The sequence below is a fragment of the Paraburkholderia diazotrophica genome, assembly GCF_900108945.1.
GTDB classification, from domain to species: Bacteria; Pseudomonadota; Gammaproteobacteria; order Burkholderiales; family Burkholderiaceae; genus Paraburkholderia; species Paraburkholderia diazotrophica.
Genome location: NZ_FNYE01000018.1, coordinates 96347 through 113401 on the forward strand (window position 1 = coordinate 96347; position 17055 = coordinate 113401).

At 63.5% G+C, this 17055-nt stretch carries 16 protein-coding genes; 11 read left to right on the forward strand and 5 right to left on the reverse strand.

All coding sequences use genetic code 11. The features are described 5' to 3' along the window. Positions 1-265: 265 nt before the first annotated feature. A complete protein-coding gene (locus BMW76_RS22415) occupies positions 266-2674 on the forward strand; it encodes a glucose/quinate/shikimate family membrane-bound PQQ-dependent dehydrogenase (protein WP_407669007.1) in 2409 nt (802 codons plus the stop codon). Positions 2675-2791: 117 nt separating this feature from the next. On the opposite strand, the gene BMW76_RS22420 is transcribed toward BMW76_RS22415, so the two are convergent. After that, a complete protein-coding gene (locus tag BMW76_RS22420; protein ID WP_090869063.1) occupies positions 2792-3997 on the reverse strand; it encodes a zinc-dependent alcohol dehydrogenase in 1206 nt (401 codons plus the stop codon). A 225-nt stretch (positions 3998-4222) separates the two neighbouring features. Between BMW76_RS22420 and BMW76_RS22425 the strand changes: the two genes are divergently transcribed. The 3 genes from BMW76_RS22425 (at position 4223) to BMW76_RS22435 (ending at position 5977) form a co-directional block, all read left to right on the forward strand. Further along, positions 4223-5179 (forward strand): ribokinase, encoded by a 957-nt coding sequence (locus BMW76_RS22425; RefSeq protein ID WP_143062296.1) that lies wholly within the window; start codon positions 4223-4225, stop codon positions 5177-5179. A 299-nt stretch (positions 5180-5478) separates the two neighbouring features. Beyond that, positions 5479-5658: a hypothetical protein gene (locus tag BMW76_RS22430; protein ID WP_090869067.1), complete on the forward strand. Its 180-nt coding sequence runs from the start codon at positions 5479-5481 to the stop codon at positions 5656-5658. Between the two features lie 49 nt (positions 5659-5707). Continuing rightward, entirely contained in the window at positions 5708-5977 is a 270-nt protein-coding gene (locus BMW76_RS22435; RefSeq protein WP_090869069.1) for a DUF1488 family protein, read from the forward strand. Between the two features lie 52 nt (positions 5978-6029). On the opposite strand, the gene BMW76_RS22440 is transcribed toward BMW76_RS22435, so the two are convergent. After that, positions 6030-7211, reverse strand: coding sequence for an MFS transporter (locus BMW76_RS22440; RefSeq protein WP_090869071.1), 1182 nt, complete (start codon positions 7209-7211; stop codon positions 6030-6032). Between the two features lie 182 nt (positions 7212-7393). On the opposite strand from BMW76_RS22440, the gene BMW76_RS22445 reads away from it, so the two are divergent. Continuing rightward, complete coding sequence (locus BMW76_RS22445) at positions 7394-8281, forward strand: LysR family transcriptional regulator (protein ID WP_090869073.1); 888 nt, start codon at positions 7394-7396, stop codon at positions 8279-8281. Positions 8282-8357: 76 nt separating this feature from the next. On the opposite strand, the gene BMW76_RS22450 is transcribed toward BMW76_RS22445, so the two are convergent. Both BMW76_RS22450 and BMW76_RS22455 read right to left on the reverse strand, forming a co-directional pair. Next, entirely contained in the window at positions 8358-9707 is a 1350-nt protein-coding gene (locus tag BMW76_RS22450) for an MFS transporter (protein WP_090869075.1), read from the reverse strand. 271 nt (positions 9708-9978) lie between these two features. Next, the gene (locus tag BMW76_RS22455; RefSeq protein ID WP_245763320.1) at positions 9979-10398 is read right to left on the reverse strand and encodes a TRAP transporter large permease subunit; all 420 of its coding nucleotides are present in this window, start codon (positions 10396-10398) and stop codon (positions 9979-9981) included. A gap of 35 nt (positions 10399-10433) precedes the next feature. On the opposite strand from BMW76_RS22455, the gene BMW76_RS22460 reads away from it, so the two are divergent. The 4 genes from BMW76_RS22460 (at position 10434) to BMW76_RS22475 (ending at position 13926) form a co-directional block, all read left to right on the forward strand. Beyond that, a complete protein-coding gene (locus BMW76_RS22460; RefSeq protein ID WP_090869077.1) occupies positions 10434-11216 on the forward strand; it encodes a class II aldolase/adducin family protein in 783 nt (260 codons plus the stop codon). Positions 11217-11312: 96 nt separating this feature from the next. Then, a complete protein-coding gene (locus BMW76_RS22465) occupies positions 11313-11783 on the forward strand; it encodes a VOC family protein (RefSeq protein ID WP_090869079.1) in 471 nt (156 codons plus the stop codon). A 187-nt stretch (positions 11784-11970) separates the two neighbouring features. After that, complete coding sequence (locus BMW76_RS22470; protein WP_090869081.1) at positions 11971-12798, forward strand: MetQ/NlpA family lipoprotein; 828 nt, start codon at positions 11971-11973, stop codon at positions 12796-12798. Between the two features lie 147 nt (positions 12799-12945). Further along, a complete protein-coding gene (locus tag BMW76_RS22475) occupies positions 12946-13926 on the forward strand; it encodes a sulfonate ABC transporter substrate-binding protein (RefSeq protein WP_090869152.1) in 981 nt (326 codons plus the stop codon). Positions 13927-13954: 28 nt separating this feature from the next. On the opposite strand, the gene BMW76_RS22480 is transcribed toward BMW76_RS22475, so the two are convergent. Then, the gene (locus BMW76_RS22480; protein WP_090869083.1) at positions 13955-14923 is read right to left on the reverse strand and encodes a LysR family transcriptional regulator; all 969 of its coding nucleotides are present in this window, start codon (positions 14921-14923) and stop codon (positions 13955-13957) included. Positions 14924-15103: 180 nt separating this feature from the next. On the opposite strand from BMW76_RS22480, the gene BMW76_RS22485 reads away from it, so the two are divergent. Continuing rightward, entirely contained in the window at positions 15104-16468 is a 1365-nt protein-coding gene (locus tag BMW76_RS22485; protein ID WP_090869154.1) for an MFS transporter, read from the forward strand. After that, positions 16465-16977 carry a GAF domain-containing protein gene (locus tag BMW76_RS22490; RefSeq protein WP_090869085.1) on the forward strand — a complete coding sequence of 171 codons (513 nt, stop codon included), beginning with the start codon at positions 16465-16467 and terminating at the stop codon, positions 16975-16977. Before BMW76_RS22485 ends, BMW76_RS22490 begins: the two co-directional genes overlap by 4 nt. Positions 16978-17055: the final 78 nt, after the last annotated feature.

Below are 17055 nucleotides of genomic sequence, written 5' to 3' on the forward strand. Positions count from 1 at the left end.
GACCCGATGCCCTAAAACGTGCCATCATCGATCGCACCGGCATGCGTCCCTTGCTTCATTGCGTATGATCGCGCCTGTGATCCGCGATGCGTGCGAGCCGGGCGCGCAAGATGCTAGATCGTGAGGTTGCAGATCAGATTTCTCGCGCGCATGTTTTGCGCATACCGGCGCAACATGCATTTCGTATCGGCACGCTGACGATCCGGAGGGACACAGCATGAACGACGAAAAGAAAACGGACGCGTCCCGGGCTTCTTCGAGCGACGTGTCAAAGCCCAGGTCCCCCTTGAACATCGCAAGCTGGCTGAGCGTGCTCTTTGCCGCGCTGTCGGGGCTGTATCTGCTCGCGGGCGGAGCGTGGCTCGTCGCGATCGGCGGGTCGCCTTATTACGTGGTTGCCGGAATCGTGCTGCTCGTGGTCGCGTGGCTTGCGTATTGGCGCAATGGGCTCGCGCTGCTGCTCTACGCACTGCTGCTGATCGGCACGCTCGCGTGGGCCATCGCCGAATCGGGCTTCGACTTCTGGGCGCTCGTGCCGCGCACCGACATCCTCGTGCTGTTCGGCCTGTGGCTGTTGCTGACGTTAGTCTTTCATGCGTTCCGCACGTCCGCGCGATCCGGCGCGCTCGCGCTCGTCGCATGCCTGATCATCACGGGCATCGCGCTCGCGTATGCCGCGTTCAACGATCCGCAACAGATCAACGGCACTATCGCGACGAATGCGGCGACGAATGCGGCGGCGCCCGCGCAAACCGCGCCCGCGCAAACGGACGTCCCGCGCGAGGACTGGACGGCGTATGGCCGCACGCAGACAGGCACCCGTTATTCGCCGCTCACGCAGATCGATCAGCACAACGTGAAGGATCTGCAAGTCGCGTGGACATTCGAAACAGGCGACAAGAAAGGCCCGAACGATCCCGTCGAAATCACGAACGAAGTAACGCCGATCAAGGCCGGCGACATGCTGTATCTATGCTCGCCGCACCAGATCCTGTTCGCACTCGATGCCGCAACGGGCAAGGAGAAGTGGCGCTTCGATCCGGGCCTGAAGCCCGACCCGAGCTTCCAGCATGTGACCTGTCGCGGCGTGTCGTATCACGAGACGGCGGCAGCCGCCAGCAGCGGCGCCACGCCGGGCGCACAGCCCGCCTGCGCGCGGCGCGTGATCCTGCCCGTCAACAACGGCCATCTGTTCGAGCTGGATGCGATAACGGGCCAGCGCTGCGCCGGCTTCGGCAACAACGGCGACCTCGATCTCCAGCATCTTCAGCCCGTCACCACATCGGGCCAGTACGAACCGACATCGCCGCCCATCGTCACGGACAAGATCATCGTCGTCGCGGGGTCTGTGACCGACAACTATTCGACGCGCGAACCCTCGGGCGTGATACGCGGCTTCGACGTCGAGACGGGCAAGCTCGCGTGGGCCTTCGATCCCGGCTCCAAAACGCCGAACGAGATTCCCGACGACCAGCACAGCTTCACGCACAACTCGCCGAACTCATGGGCGCCTTCCGCCTACGACGCAAAGCTCGATCTCGTCTATCTGCCGATGGGCGTGACGACGCCCGACATCTGGGGCGGCGACCGCACGCCCGACAACGAGCGCTACGCCAGCGGACTGCTGGCGCTGCATGCATCGACGGGCAAACTCGCGTGGTTCTATCAGACGGTCCATCACGATCTGTGGGACATGGACGTGCCCGCGCAGCCGACGCTCGCTGATGTCGCCGATAGCAGCGGCAATGTCGTGCCCGCGATCTACGTGCCGGCGAAGACGGGCAACATCTTCGTGCTCGATCGCCGCACGGGCAAGCTGATCGTGCCCGCGCCGGAGCAGCCCGTGCCGCAAGGTGCCGCGAAAGGCGACCATGTTTCGCCGACACAGCCGTTCTCGCAACTGACCTTCCGTCCGACAAAGAATCTCACAGGCGCCGACATGTGGGGCGCAACGATGTACGACCAGCTCGCGTGCCGCGTGATGTTTCATCGGCTGCGCTATGAAGGCACGTTCACGCCGCCGTCGGAGCAGGGAACGCTGGTGTTCCCCGGCAATCTCGGCATGTTCGAATGGGGCGGGCTCGCCGTCGATACGGACCGGCAGATCGCGATCGCGAATCCGATCGCGTTGCCGTTCGTCTCACGGCTGATGCCGCGCGGCCCCGGCAACCCGATCGAGCCGGCGGAGGCCGGTCCCGCCGGCACGGGCACCGAGGTCGGCATCCAGCCTCAATACGGCACGCCGTTCGGCGTGACGCTGAACCCGTTCCTGTCGCCCGTCGGACTGCCGTGCAAGCAGCCCGCGTGGGGCTACGTCGCGGCGCTCGATCTCAAGACGAATCAGATCGTGTGGAAGAAGCGCATCGGCACGGTGCGCGACAGCGCGCCTGTTCCGTTGCCGTTCAAGATGGGCATGCCGATGCTCGGCGGCCCGATCACGACGGCGGGCCATGTGTTCTTCATAGGCGCGACGGCCGACAACTATCTGCGCGCGTTCAGCACGGACACGGGCGAAGAGCTATGGCGCGCGCGATTGCCCGCGGGCGGACAGGCCACGCCGATGACCTACGAGATGAACGGCAAGCAGTACGTGGTCATCGCCGCGGGAGGGCATGGATCGTTCGGCACGAAGCTCGGCGACTATGTGATCGCGTATGCGCTGCCCAACAAGTGACGAGCGTTCGTAAGCGTAAGCGGTAAGTGGACGTTAGCGGGCTTCATAGCTCGGGAGGAGGCCCGCTAACGCCGCTAACGCCGCAATCGACATTGCACCGATAACGCTCCATGCCGCTCAGGGCTCCAGCTTGACCTTGATCCAGCCTGGCTCGCGCTTGTCGAAGGCCTGGTACGCTTCGATCGCATTCGTGATCGGCTCGCGGTGCGTGAGGATCGACGCCGGATCGAACGAGCCGTTCGCTACGAGCTCGACCAGCCGCGGTACGATCGAGCGATGGTTGCAGTTGCCCATCTTCACGGACAGATTGCGGTTCATCGCCTCGCCGATCGGGAAGAAGCGATCGTTCATCGGATATACGCCGATCACCGATACCGTGCCCGCCTTCGCGACCGCCTTCACCGCCCACTGCAACACTTGCGATGGACCGCTGCCGGGTTTCCATTGGCCGTCCTGCACGTTCTGCTCGGGCGCGATCTCGCTGAGCTCTTCGTCGAACTTGCCCTTGCCCGTCTGCGCATTTGCGGCGGGCCCCTGTTCCGCGCGCTGCGCATCGACGCCCACTGCATCGATCACGCGATCGACGCCGATGCCGCCCGTCAGTTCGAGGATCGTCTGCACGGGATCGTCCTCGTCGAAGTTGACGACCTCGGCACCCTGAGCGCGCGCCATGTCGAGACGCGAAGGCACGCGATCGACGGCGATCACGCGGCCCGCGCCCATCAGCTTCGCACTCGCGATCGCAAACTGGCCGACAGGTCCCGCGCCGAATACGGCAACCGTATCGCCGAGCTTGATCTCCGCGAGTTGCGCGCCGAAATAGCCGGTCGGAAAGATATCGGACATCAGGATCGCGCGATCGTCGTCGACGTTGTCCGGCAGCCGAAGCAGGCTCGCGTTCGCGAGCGGCGTGCGCGCGTATTGCGCCTGCAAGCCGTTGAACGGTCCCGACGTTTTCGGGCCGCCATAGAAGGCCGTGCCCGCGAGCGGCCCGTTCGGATTCGCCGTGTCGCATTGCGCCGTATAGCCCGCGCGGCAGTACACGCAGTAGCCGCACGAGATGGTCGACGGCACGAGCACGCGATCCCCCGCGCGCAGATTGCGCACGTTGCGCCCCACTTCCTCGACCATGCCGACGGCCTCGTGCCCGAGTATCGTCCCCGGCTGCATACCCGGCATCGTGCCGCGCACCATGTGCAGATCGGTGCCGCATATCGCGCTCGATGTCACCCGCACGACGGCATCCGTCGGCTGCTCGATGACGGGATCGGGAACGGTGTCGAGCCGGATGTCGCCGACACCGTGAAATACGACTGCTCTCATGTTGCACACTCCCTTTGGTGAACTTGAAGCGAAACGCTGAATCGAAGCGCGCCGCGCTGGACGCGGGCACCTGTGCGAATCACGCGCATGTGGCGCGCATGTCCCATTCCCGCGCCGATGTGTCGTTCGAATTTCGCGTTCCGTCGCGTTCCGTAGCGTTCCGGTATCGGGCCCGCGCCTTGCGGCGTGTCCCGACATCTCCTGTCTGCACTGAGGTACTGCATCGTGGCCACCGTTGTGAGTATCGGCAGCATCAATCTCGACCTCCAGATGCGCATCGACGAGCCGCCTGGCGCGGAGACCGTTCGCGCTCACAATTTCTCGCGGCTATCGGGCGGCAAGGCGGCGAACCGTGCGTACCTCGCGCGCCTGCTCGAACACCAAGCGACGCTGATCGGCATGGTCGGCAGCGACGACTTCGGCAACGAAGTACTTGCGCCGCTCAGCGGCATCGGCGTCGACGTGAATGGCGTCGGCGTGGCGCAAGGTGTCGCGACGGCGGTGGCGATCATCGTAGTGCCGCCCGACGGCAAAAAGCGCATCGTGTTCGCGTCGAATGCGAACGAGGTCTGGAGCGAAAGCGATATCGGGCTTGCGATCCGCGCGCTCGCATCGGCGCCACGCGATGCCGTCGTCGCGATGGATTGCGAAATCGCCGCACATGCATGCGCCGCGTTGCTCGATGCCGCCATCGAGCGAGGCGCGCGCGTCGTGCTCGACCCGGCGCCGCCGGCCCATGCGCTCGATGAATCGGTGCGGCGTCTGTGGTCCGGCGTGTACGCATTCACGCCCAACGAAGAAGAAGCGGCCGCGCTGACGGGCATACGCATCGATTCCGAAGAGGACGTCGTGCGCGCGGCTCGCTGCCTTCACGATCGCGGCGTCGCGCTCGCGGTCGTGAAGCGCAGCGATGGCGGCTGCATCGCCGTATCGGATGACGGCGTGATCGCCGTACGCGTCGGCAAGGTGGATGTCGTCGACTCGACGGGCGCAGGCGATGCGTTCACGGGCGCGCTGGCTGTAGCACTCGCAGAACAGCGTCCACTCGACGCCGCGCTGCGCTTTGCGACTGCCGCTGCGAATCTCGCCGTCACGCGATGGGGCTCGCAACCGGCCTACGGACGGCGCGACGAGATCGAAGCATGGTCTGCGAAGCTGACCACGGAAAGAATCGATGGTTGATGCCTGAGGTCGATGCCTGAGGTTGATGTCCGAGCGCATTGCCGCGCTGCATGTCTGGCCTGTCTATCCTGTCCTTTCCCGCCGCGCCTCACATGCCGCAAGAATTCATCCGCGTCTAACCCAGTATTGACGGGCATGTCCGAAAGGTACGGCTTTCGGACATACCGCGCCTCTCCGCAATCACTTTTTGCGCGACTAGAATCCGTTTGACAATTGAGGGCGCGTAGCCGCGATCGACAAGCAGTGCCGGGTGATCGCGGCGCAATGACGCCAGGACGCAAGAACAGAGGTGTGACCCGATGACGAGCATTCGTGATTTGCCGCTGCCAGTGGATACGGACGAACCGCCGGCGCGGCGCATTCTTCCTTATGTGCTCGTTCACGTGCTCGAACGGCTGGGCGAGCGCGACGAGTTTCCGCAAGAGTACGTGCCGTATCTTCTCGTGGCTGTCGAGCGCATCAAGAACAGCCATTCGTGAAGCCGATACTCAACAAGAAAACGCGCGTGAACAAACGCGCGAACCTCCGATGGAAACACTCGATCTCGAACCGCAGGTGCTCGCGAACGGCCGTGGCGTGACGTTCGGCCTCGTGCATCAGAAGAGCACCGTCGAATGCGTAATCAGCATCGCTGCGCTCGAATCCTGGTTCTGGCTCGAGCCGAAGGCGAGCGACGCACGTGTGCTGAAGACCTTCCGCGACGGCTATGGCCGCATCCGCGCCATCGCGGAGCGCAAGCTTCTCGCGCATCGGGCCGCGCATATCGAACTGACGCCGGACGATTTCGCGCGTCGTTGAGCGCAACGACGAACGCAGCCGTTACGCGGCATAGCCCGCCGCGCCGCCCGTATCAACTGCTCGATCGTTGCCGATGCGCCGTTTCACCCGCTGATTGCCGTCCCGTCTGCAACATCAGCGATCCGCATCCGAGCAGCAGTCCGACCGCGCATACGCCCGGCCATTGCCATACGCTCCACGCCCAGACGCCCAACGACGAGCCGAGCGCGCCGCCCGCAAAGCGAATCGCCATATAGAGCGTATTGATGCGGCTGCTGGCTTCGCTTCTGATGCTCATGTTGCGCGCCATGTTCGCGACATGTCCGCTCTGCAATCCCAGGTCGAGAACGATCACGCCGGCGACGAGCCCCGCGATGGTCGAACCCGTCAGCGCGAGAATCGCGAACGCCGCGACGAAGACTGCGCCGCTGGCCAGCACGACAAGACGCGGATTGCGCGTGTCGATCAGCTTGCCGGCGCTCGTCGATGCGAGCGCGCCCGCTACGCCGACGAGTCCGAACAGCCCCGCCACCTCGCTTCCGTAGCGCGCATCCATGCTGTGCAAGTGGAACGCCAGCGTTGCCCAGAACGCGCTGAACGCAGCGAACTGAAGCGCCGCGATGGCCGACGTTTGACGCACCAGCGGCTCTTCGCGAAGGAGCGTCCACAGCGAGCCCATCAGGTCGCGATAGGTGCCCGTGTAGCTCGGCTGGCCGCGCGGCAGCATGCGCGACAGCACGACGGCTGTCACGAGCATCGCAGCCGCCGCGAGCCAATAGACGGCGCGCCAGCCGAAGTGCGCGGCGATCGTTCCGGAAATCGAGCGCGACACGAGGATGCCGCACAACAACCCGAACATCACGATGCCGACGGCTTCGCCGCGCTGCTGAGGCCCTGCCAGTTGCGCCGCGAAGGGCGTGAGCAACTGCGGCGCGACGCTCGCGAGGCCGGTCACGAAGCTCGCGGCCACGAGCCAGTTCAGCGTCGGAGACAGCGCGACGGCAACCAGCGCGAGGCTCGCAATGCACAGCAACGTGCGCAGCATCGAGCGGCGCTCAAGCTTGTCGCCGAGCGGCACGAAGAGCAGCAGGCCGAGCGCATAACCCGTCTGCGCGGCCACCGACACCGCTCCCGCCTGCCGCTCGCTCGCATGAAACGCCAGCGCGAATTCGGCCAGCAACGGCTGGTTGTAGTAGTTGTTCGCGACCACGATGCCGGCCGCGGCTGCCATCAGCCAGTAGATCGAACGTTTCATCCTTGTGCTCCGAAGCTTTGACGCAGACCGACGCATGAACCCATCGGCGGCCTCGATCCCATCGACGACAACGCGCGGCATCGGCTCTTGCCGTCTAACGCAACGAATGTAGACTATTCCGGAAATCGCCGGTATCCACGCCGACCGGCAAGCACCCTTGCGAAATCCGGAAGGCTCGAATCATGGACCGCTTTGAAGCAATGAACGTCTACGTGCGGGTCGTGGAGGCGGGAAGCCTGTCCGCCGCTGCGCGCGCGATCCCGATGTCGCTGACCTCGGTCAGCAGGCACATCTCGGCGCTGGAAGAGCAGTTCGGCGCGCAGTTGCTCCGGCGCACCACGCGCAATCTCGCGATGACGGACGAAGGACGCATTCTGTACGACCGCGCCAAGGCGATACTCGGCGAGATCGAGGAGCTCGGCAGTGCGCTGTCGGCGGGCCGCGGCAAGCTGTCCGGGCGTCTACGGATCAGCGCGCCGACTCTGCTTGGCCGGCTCGTGATCGCGCCGCTGCTGCCGCGCTTTCTTGCGCTACATCCGGAAGTCGCCGTCGATCTCATGCTCGTCGACCGTGTCGTCAATCTCGTCGAAGAGGGCCTGCACCTCGCCGTGCGCGTGGGCCGCCTGCCGGATTCGAGTCTGGTTGCGCGCAAGCTCGATGACATTCAGATGGTCGTCTGCGCGGCGCCCGCATATCTCGTGCGGCGCGGCACGCCTCGCACGCCCGATGATCTGCGCAAGCACGATTGCCTCGTTTTCTCGGACGCGCCCGGCCCGGTCGACTGGCGCTTCCAGTCGGGTGCGACGCGCTCGCGCATCGGCGTGACGGGGCGTCTGTGGATGAATAGCCTCGATGCGCTGGTGTCGGCGTCGATCGAAGGCGCAGGCATCGTGCGTGCGCCCGGATGGCAGGTCGCGGCGCATATCGAGGCAGGACGCCTGCGGTCCGTGCTCGACAGGTACGCGCCGCCCGCGACGCCCGTCCACGTGCTGTTCGAACGCGCGAAGCTGTCATCGCCGAAAATCCGCACGTTCGTCGATTACCTCGTCGAACAATGGCCCGGTCGCTGACAGACTTCGCGCATTTACTTCTAAAACACGTGGCGCCGCGCGGCGACCGCACCGTCGCCGCGCGCACGCCATGCGCCTACGATCCGACGGTGCTCGCGCGGCGGGCGTCGTCGAGATCGTCCGTCGACGTCGTTTCGAGCGAAGGGTCGTGATGCAGCAGCAGAACGGCCGCCACGCCGATCAGACCTGCGCCCGCGAGGCACAGCAGACCCGCGCCGAACCCGCCTGTGCTGTCCTTGATCCAGCCCATCGCATAGGGTCCGAAGAAGCCCGCCAGGTTGCCGAGCGAATTGATCGCGGCGATGCCGCCCGCAGCCGCTGCGCCGGACAGGAAAGCGGCCGGCAAAGTCCAGATCACGGGCAGGCAGCCGAAGATGCCGAATCCCGCAATCGACAGCGCGGCCATCTTCAGCACGGGATTGTCGAGGCCAGCCGACGCCGCGATGCCGCCCGCCGCGACCAGCAATGCAATCGCGACATGCCAGCGGCGCTCCAGCTTGCGGTCCGAGCGGCGACCCCACGCGATCATGCTGATCACGCCGACCACATAAGGCAGCGATGTCACGAAACCCGTCTGCACGTTCGTCAGGCCGAACGACTTGACGATCTGGGGCAGAAAGAAGCTCAGGCCATAGTTCGTTGCATTGGCACCGAAATAGATCAGCGCAATGGCGAGCACGCGAGAATTGATGAGCGCCTCTTTCACGCTGAATGCACGCACGGCCTCCCGTTGCCTGCGCTCCTCGGCCTGGCGAGCGACGAGCCAGTCGCGCTCGTCAGCCGAAAGCCAGTGCGCATCGGCCGGCTTGTCCGTCAGGTAGAAGTACACGACGAACGCGAGCAGCAGAGCAGGCAAGGCTTCAATGAGGTAGAGCCACTGCCAGCCGGCAAGCTGGCCGCGGCCATCGAGCGACAGCAGCGCGCCCGATATCGGACTGCCGATCACCGTCGACAGCGGAATCGCCGCCATGAAATAGCCGACGACCCGACCGCGATACACGGCGGGAAACCACAACGTCAGCAGGAAAATGATGCCGGGAAAGAACCCTGCTTCGGCGACACCGAGCAGCACGCGCAGCCCGTAGAACACGTGAACCGACGACATTCCCGTATATCGGGAAATATCCGGAATGAACGCCATCAAGCCGGCGAGGATGCCCCACGTGAACATGATCCGCGCAATCCAGCGCCGCGCGCCGAACCGCTCCAGCAGAAGATTCGAAGGCACTTCGAAAAAGAAGTACGCGATGAAGAACACGCCCGCACCGAAACCGAACTGGCTTGCCGAAAAGCCCAGCGCGCTGTTCATCTGCAGTGCCGCAAAGCCGACATTGACGCGGTCGAGATAGGCAATGAAATAACACACGATCAGGAACGGCACGAGGCGGATCATCACGCGCCGCATGGTGCGGTTTTCCAGCTCCATCGTTTGTCTCCTCCGAATTGATCAGTCCGGTATCAATGCTTCACGAGACTACTCCTTAGGCCGCGCGCACAAAAGTGCTTTATGGCTGTTTGAAAGGAATGGGCTTGCTTGCAAAGTATCGGGAGCAAACCTTCGGAAAGAATTTCCTTGCGGAAGCACTCGTCAGCAACACCTTCCGCAAGATGCGACCGTGAATCACCGGACAGTTGCATGTGAGAAGACTTCGCTTCGATCTTCTTGTACGTTCTTCTCGTGCTTCTCGCGCTTCCCATCAGGCGCCATTGAAAAGCAGCATCGTCAGTTGCGGACAGATGCCGATCAGCGCAAGCACGCCCGCCATGATGAACACATAGGGCAGCGTCCCCAGCACGATCCGCCGCAGCGGCACATCGGGCGCCACGCTTTGCACGACGAAGAGGTTGAGCCCGACGGGCGGATGGATCAGCGCCATCTCCATGTTGATCACGACGACGACGCCGAACCAGATCAGATTCCAGTGATACGCTTGCACCACAGGGACGAGCACGGGCATCGTCACGACGATGATCGCAATGGTTTCCATGAAACAGCCGAGAAAGATCAGCAGCAGGTTGATGCTGATAAACAGCACCCACGGCTCGACGTGCGCGCCCGCGACCGCCTGTGCATCCTCGTGGACAACCCTGTCACGCTCTACGGGTTCGACCCGCAATGAGCCGCGCTATCCGATGAATTCTGGAGACGACCATGCTGATGGAACACAACGTGCCGTCCGACGTGAAGTCGATGGTTTCCGAAGCGGAGTGGAATACACGTGTCGATCTGGCCGCATGCTACCGGCTGATGCCCTGGTTCGGCTTGAGCGATCTCGTGTACAACCACATCACGGCACGCATTCCCGGCGACGACACGCGCCTGCTGATCAATCCGTATGGCTACATGTACGAGGAGATCACGGCGTCGAGTCTCATCACGATCGATATCGACGGCAACGTGCTCTTCAATCCGAACGATGGCACTTATGGCGTCAACGCCGCCGGTTATGTGATTCACAGCGCGGTGCATGCGGCGAGGCATGATGTGAAGAATTGCGTGATCCATACGCATAGCCGTGGCGGACTCGCTGTGTCGGCGCTGTCGTGTGGGCTCTTGCCGCTTACGCAAACGGCGATGCGCTTCAGTCCCGTCGCGTATCACGACTATCAGGGCGTGGCGATCGACCTCGAAGAACGCAAGACGCTCGCTGAAGACCTGGGCAATGCCGAAGCGATGATCCTGCGCAATCACGGCCTGCTGGTTGCCAGTGCATCGATACCGCAAGCCTTCAACGCGATCTACTGGCTGGAAAATGCGTGCCGCGCGCAAGTCGATGCGATGGCGTGCAATACGGAGCTTCATTTGCCGCCACAGCATGTGATCGACAAGACGGCGCACCTCTACAAGCCCGAAACTCGCCGCCCCTATGGCGAAATGGAATGGCCCGCGATGCTGCGTTTTCTCGACCGACGTGACCCTTCGTATCGCAACTAGATCGAGCATCCTCCTCATAAATTGACTGGCAGACTTCGATAAAGATTGCGAAACTGGCAAGGCTTTCCCTGCAACGGCAACAGGAGAATTGAAAAAATGACTGATGCCTACCGTAGCAAAGGGCTGTCCAGCGCAGTTTCGTATCAAGACCCGAAGGCCGCTTTTCGCTGGCTCGAAGCCGCATTTGGGTTCGAGCCGCTGTTCGTGATCCTCGACAGTGACGGCAATCTCGCCCACTCCGAAATGTCATATGGCGATTCCGTCGTGATGGTCGGCAGCGAGTGGAGCGATGACCATAAGAGCCCGCGCTCCGTCAGCGGCAAGAACACGCAGTCCGTTCATGTGCAGCTCGCCGAGGGCGAGGACATCGACGCCCATTGCGCCCATGCGCGCGCGGCGGGCGCGACGATTCTGGCTGAGCCGCAAACCCAGTTCTATGGCGATCGAACGTATCGTGCAAAGGACCCGGAGGGCCACATCTGGACCTTCGGCGTCACCGTGCAAAAGATGACGCCTGACGAGTGGGACAAGGCGAGTGGGCTTATCACCCGAACACGGCTCGATTGAGCGCCTTCATCTAATCGATGCCTGTGGGCCCGAGCGGCGGCGTAGCGTGTACCGCGCAAAAGGCTTTGCATCGCTGAACGAATTCACTTGCGCTCATCCGCGATAACGATAGCGCTCGATATTATTTGCGTGGCCGCAAGCGCCTCTCTACGATCTGGTGATCCTAATTTCGATTACCTTCGATCCTATGAGAACAACGAAGACGCTCAAGACCGCACTCCTTTCCCTTCTTCTGGCTTGCGGCATCGTGAGCGCACAACCGGCGCTCGCCGCCGGTCAGACCGTGCGCGTCGGCATCATGTCCGGCGAGGACGAGGACGTCTGGCGTGCGGTCGCAACCAACGCGGCGAAGCATGGCATCACCGTCAAGGTCACGACGTTCTCCGACTACACGCAGCCGAACGAAGCACTCGCGCAGCACGATCTCGACGCCAATTCGTTTCAGCACAAGCCGTATCTCGACGCGCAGATCGCAGCGCGCCACTATGACATCGTGCCCGTGGGTTTCACGTACGTGCAGCCGATCGGCCTCTACTCGCGCAAGGTGAAATCGGTCGCCGCGCTGCCGCAGAACGCGACGATCGGCGTGCCGAACGATCCGAGCAATGAAGGCCGCGCGCTGCTGCTGTTGCAGGCAAACGGGCTCATCAAGCTGCGCCCCGACGTCGGCCTGCTGCCGACGGCTCGCGACATCGCGGACAATCCGAAGCACATCCAGATCAAGGAACTCGACGCGGGTATCGTCGGCCGCGCGATCGGCGATCTGGACGCGGCGGTCGTCAATACCGACTGGGCGATCAAGGCCGGCATCCAGATTCCGCAGGAGCGCATCGCACAGGAGAAGGTGCCCGGCAATCCGTATCGCAATTTCATCGCGGTCAACACGAAAGATGCGAAAGCCGCCTGGGTGAAGACGCTCGTCGACAGCTATCAGCAGGCCAATGTCGCTTCGGCGATCCTCACGGTTTATCACGGCGCGACGCTGCCGGCATGGGAGGGCGCGCCGCAGCATTGACGCTGCACGCGGCGCAAGCGGCATAAGCGGCGCCGCGCTCTCGCTCAACGTTGCGGGTCGCGCTATGAGTCGCGGGCCCCGCGACAGATGACCGTGCCCGCTCCCGAAGACTCGCCCTCTCTGTTCCTTTCGTTCCGTCCTTCTGCCATGTCCACGATCAACACGTCGCGCGATCGCCGCGCGTTCCTGAAACTTTCGGTCGGTGCTGTTGCGGCAGCGGCCTCGATGTCCGTTGTACCCGTGTCGTTGGCCCAGGCAGCGACGCCGCGCACGCTGCGCATCGGCAATCAGAAGGGCTATCTGACTCTGCTCAAAGGTCGCGGCACGCTCGAAAAGCGGCTGGCTCCGCTCAACGTATCGGTGAGCTGGACGGAGTTCGCGGCGGGCCCCGTGCAACTGGAAGCGCTGAATGTCGGCTCGATCGATTTCGGCGACGTCGGCGAAGCGCCGCCGATCTTCGCGCAGGCAGCGGGCGCGCCCCTGGCTTATGTCGCGGCGACGGTCACGCGGCCGCAATCCGAAGCCGTGCTCGTACCGCCGCAATCGACGATCCGCTCGGTGGCAGACCTGAAAGGAAAGAGAATTGCGCTCAACAAGGGCAGCAACGTCCACTACTTTCTGGTGAAGCTGCTGCGTCAGCATGGCTTGCAATATAGCGACGTCAACCTGGTCTTCCTCGCGCCCGCCGATGCGCGGGCCGCGTTCGAGCGCGCTTCCATCGACGCGTGGGTCATCTGGGACCCGTTCTTTGCGGCAGCGGAGAAATCGCTGGGCGCACGCGTGATTGCGGATGCGAGCGGCGTCGTAGGCAATCGCGCGTACTATTTTTCGTCGCACACGTACGCAGCGAAGAACCCCGACGTGATCCGGATTCTGATCGACGAACTCGACAAGATCGATCAGTGGGGCAAGCAGAACAAGGATCAACTGGCAAGCGAACTCGCGCAGCTATGGGGCTTGCCGAAGCCCGTAGTCGATGCAGCCGTGGGCCGCCAGCAGTTCGGCACGCAGCCGATTACCCGCGCGATCCTCGGCGAGCAGCAACAGATCGCGGATACGTTCCTTGAGCTTGGCCTTATTCCGAAGCACGTCGACGTACTGAAAGCGGCGCCGCCGAATCTCGCGTAGCGCACGCAACGACCGCATTAGACGCGGTCTACGCAGAGCCGGCCCGCCGCTCCCCCGCAGCCGGAAGCGCGCGTTGCGCGGCGAGCCCGGGCGAAGCGAACATATCGACCAGTTGATCGCGCAACCAGCGATGCGCGGGCACGGTCTCGTTGCGCTGATGCCAGAACAGGCTGATCACGCGATCCGGCGCCTCGAGCGGCGCGCGCACGCTCACGAGTTCACCATCTCCACTGCGTTCGCACAGATCGCGCGGCAACACGGCGATCAGATCGCTTGCGCGGATGATCTCGCACGCAACCGTGTAGTGGTTGACCGTCGCGACGAGGTTGCGCTTCAATCCGCGCGACGCAAGAAAGCTGCCGAATGACGGTTGCGTCTGTCCCGCAAGACTGATGTCGACATGGCTTGCATTCAGAAAGCGCCGCGTCGTCAGCCGGCCTGGTGCCGCAAGCGGATGACCGCGCCGCATCAGACACGCGTAGTCCACCGTCCACAGTGAGCGCGAGCGGATGTGCGCGGGCGGCAGCGTCTCGTTCACATAGACCCCGATCACGCAATCGACGCGATTGCCTTCGAGCAGCGCCGGTGCATCGAGCAGGATGTTCGGCACGGTGTGCCATTGCAGGTGCGGCGCGCTTTCGCTGAACCGCTCGATCAGGCGCGGCATTACGATGCCCGCGACGTAATCCGACATCGACAGACTGAAGCTGACCTGCGCGTTACCCGGTGAAAACGTCTCTTCGTCGAGCGCGGCACGAATGCGGCTCAGTGAATCGCCAACAGGCCCCCACAGCGCCATCGCGCGTTGTGTCGGCGTGACGCCCGCGCCGTTGCGCACGAAGAGCGGATCGTCGAAAGCCTCACGCAGACGGCTCAACGCATTGCTGACGGCGGGCTGCGTGAGCGACAGCTTGGTGGCGGCCCGCGTGACGGCGCCTTCCGTCATCAAGGCTTCGAATACCTTCAGCAGGTTCAGATCGAGCGACCGGAAGCTCATTGCCGTCCATTCACGAGGTCAATGTACGAGATCAAGAATATAAATATTTATGACGTTCGACAAGCCATAGAATCGGCCTCAATCAGAAAGGGCCGTCCGCACGCGAACCTTGCGCGGGGCCACTCCGCCGGGCCGAGCGACTATCGCGACTACAGGAGCACACCCGTGTCGAACGTCACCGTGTCAAATGTTTCTGCACGCATCGAGCGCCTTCCGTTTGGACGCTTTCACGGACACCTGCTGCTGATGGGCGGCCTCGGCTACGCGTTCGACGCGATGGATGCCGCCGCTGTCGCCTTCGTGCTGCCCGTGCTGCGCCACGACTGGAGCCTGTCCAGTGTGCAGACGGGCGTGCTCGGCAGCGGCAACTTCATCGGCTTCTTTTTCGGCGCGCTGCTCGCGGGCACGCTCGGCGACCTGATCGGCCGACGCAAGGTGATGATGTCGGCGCTGCTGATCTACTGCGTTGCTTCCGTCGTCAGCGCGATGACCGATTCGTGGCCGACGTTTCTCGCCGCACGAATCGTGGCCGGCATGGGAACGGGCGCCGAGAGCGCGATCATCGCGCCCTACCTCGCCGAGTTCGTGGCGAAGCGGTATCGCGGCATCTTCACGGGTGCGCTGGCCGGGTTCTTTTCATTCGGCTTCGTGGCCGCCGCGCTGCTCGGATACTTCATCGTGCCGGCGTTCGATGCGGGCTGGCGCGTCGTGCTGCTCATCACCGCCGTGCCGATCCTGATGCTGCTCTGGTGGCGCCGCGCGCTGCCGGAGTCGCCTCGCTGGCTGGAAAGCCGCGGGCATACGGATGAAGCGGTGCGTGTGCTCGATCGCATCGAAGCCGGTTTCGCCGCACGCGGCATCGTCTTGCCGGAGCCTGAGCCGACGGGTCCGCGCGGCGAGCCTTCGTTGTCGACGGGCACGCTGTCCGCGAATTTCCGCGTGTTGTGGACGGGACGCCAGGCGCGCATCACGACGATGACATGGCTAATGTGGCTGTCGATCACGTTCAGCTACTACGCGTTCTTCACGTGGATTCCCGGCCTGCTCGTCCAGCATGGGATGAGCATCACGCGCAGCTTCGGCTATTCGGTTGCGATGTATGTCGCGCAGGTGCCGGGCTACTTCAGCGCGTCGTGGTTCAACGAACGCATCGGACGGCAGGCGACGATCGCGTCGTACATGCTGTTCGGCTGCGCGTGCGCATTGGGCATGGCGTTCGCCGGCACCAACGGCGAGATCATGGCAGCGGGCATCGGCCTGTCGTTCTTCATGAACGGCACGTATGCGGGCGTCTATGCATACACGGCCGAAGTGTTCCCGACGGCCGTGCGCACGACGGGTGCCGGAACGGCGTCGGCGATCGGCCGGATCGGCGCGATCGTGTCGCCGATACTCGTCGGCTATCTGTATCCGAAGTTCGGATTCGCGGGCGTGTTCGGCGTGACGACCGTCGTCCTGTTGCTCGGTGCGATTTCCGTGGTGATGATGGGCGTGCCGACGCGCGGACGCTCGCTTGAAGACATTGCCGCAGGAGAGGCGGTATGAGCGACACACGCGAACACGGATTGGACGCCCTCGGATTGCAACCTTTCTTCGCGCTCACTCGCGCGCAGGCACACGCAGATCAACCGGCGACGCTCTATCGCGCGCTCGACACGGTCCTCGCCGAAACGATCGGGCACACGCTCTTCACGATCTTGCGCTACGACGCTGCGGCGAACGAATCGGCGCGCGTCTACAGCAACCTGCCAAACGAATATCCGACGGCGGCCAAAAAGCCGCTCGCGGGCGGCAGCTGGGTCGAAACGGTGCTGACGCGCGGCGACGCGTTCATCGGCAGAACGGGCGACGAGCTTCGTGCTGTGTTCCCCGATCACGAGCTGATCGCGTCGCTTGGCTGCGAGAGCGTGCTGAACGTGCCCGTGCGATGGAAGGGGCGCACGCTCGCGTCGCTGAACCTGTTGCATACGCGAGCCTGGTATCGGGACGATCACGTGCCGTTCGCGCAGTCGCTCGCGCAGTTCGCGCTGCCGGCGCTGCTCGAGGATGTTTGATCGCGATGCGAGCGCTCGACAGCGGATCGAATCATTGACGCAATCCATTGAAGCAACGCATCGACGAAACCCATTGAC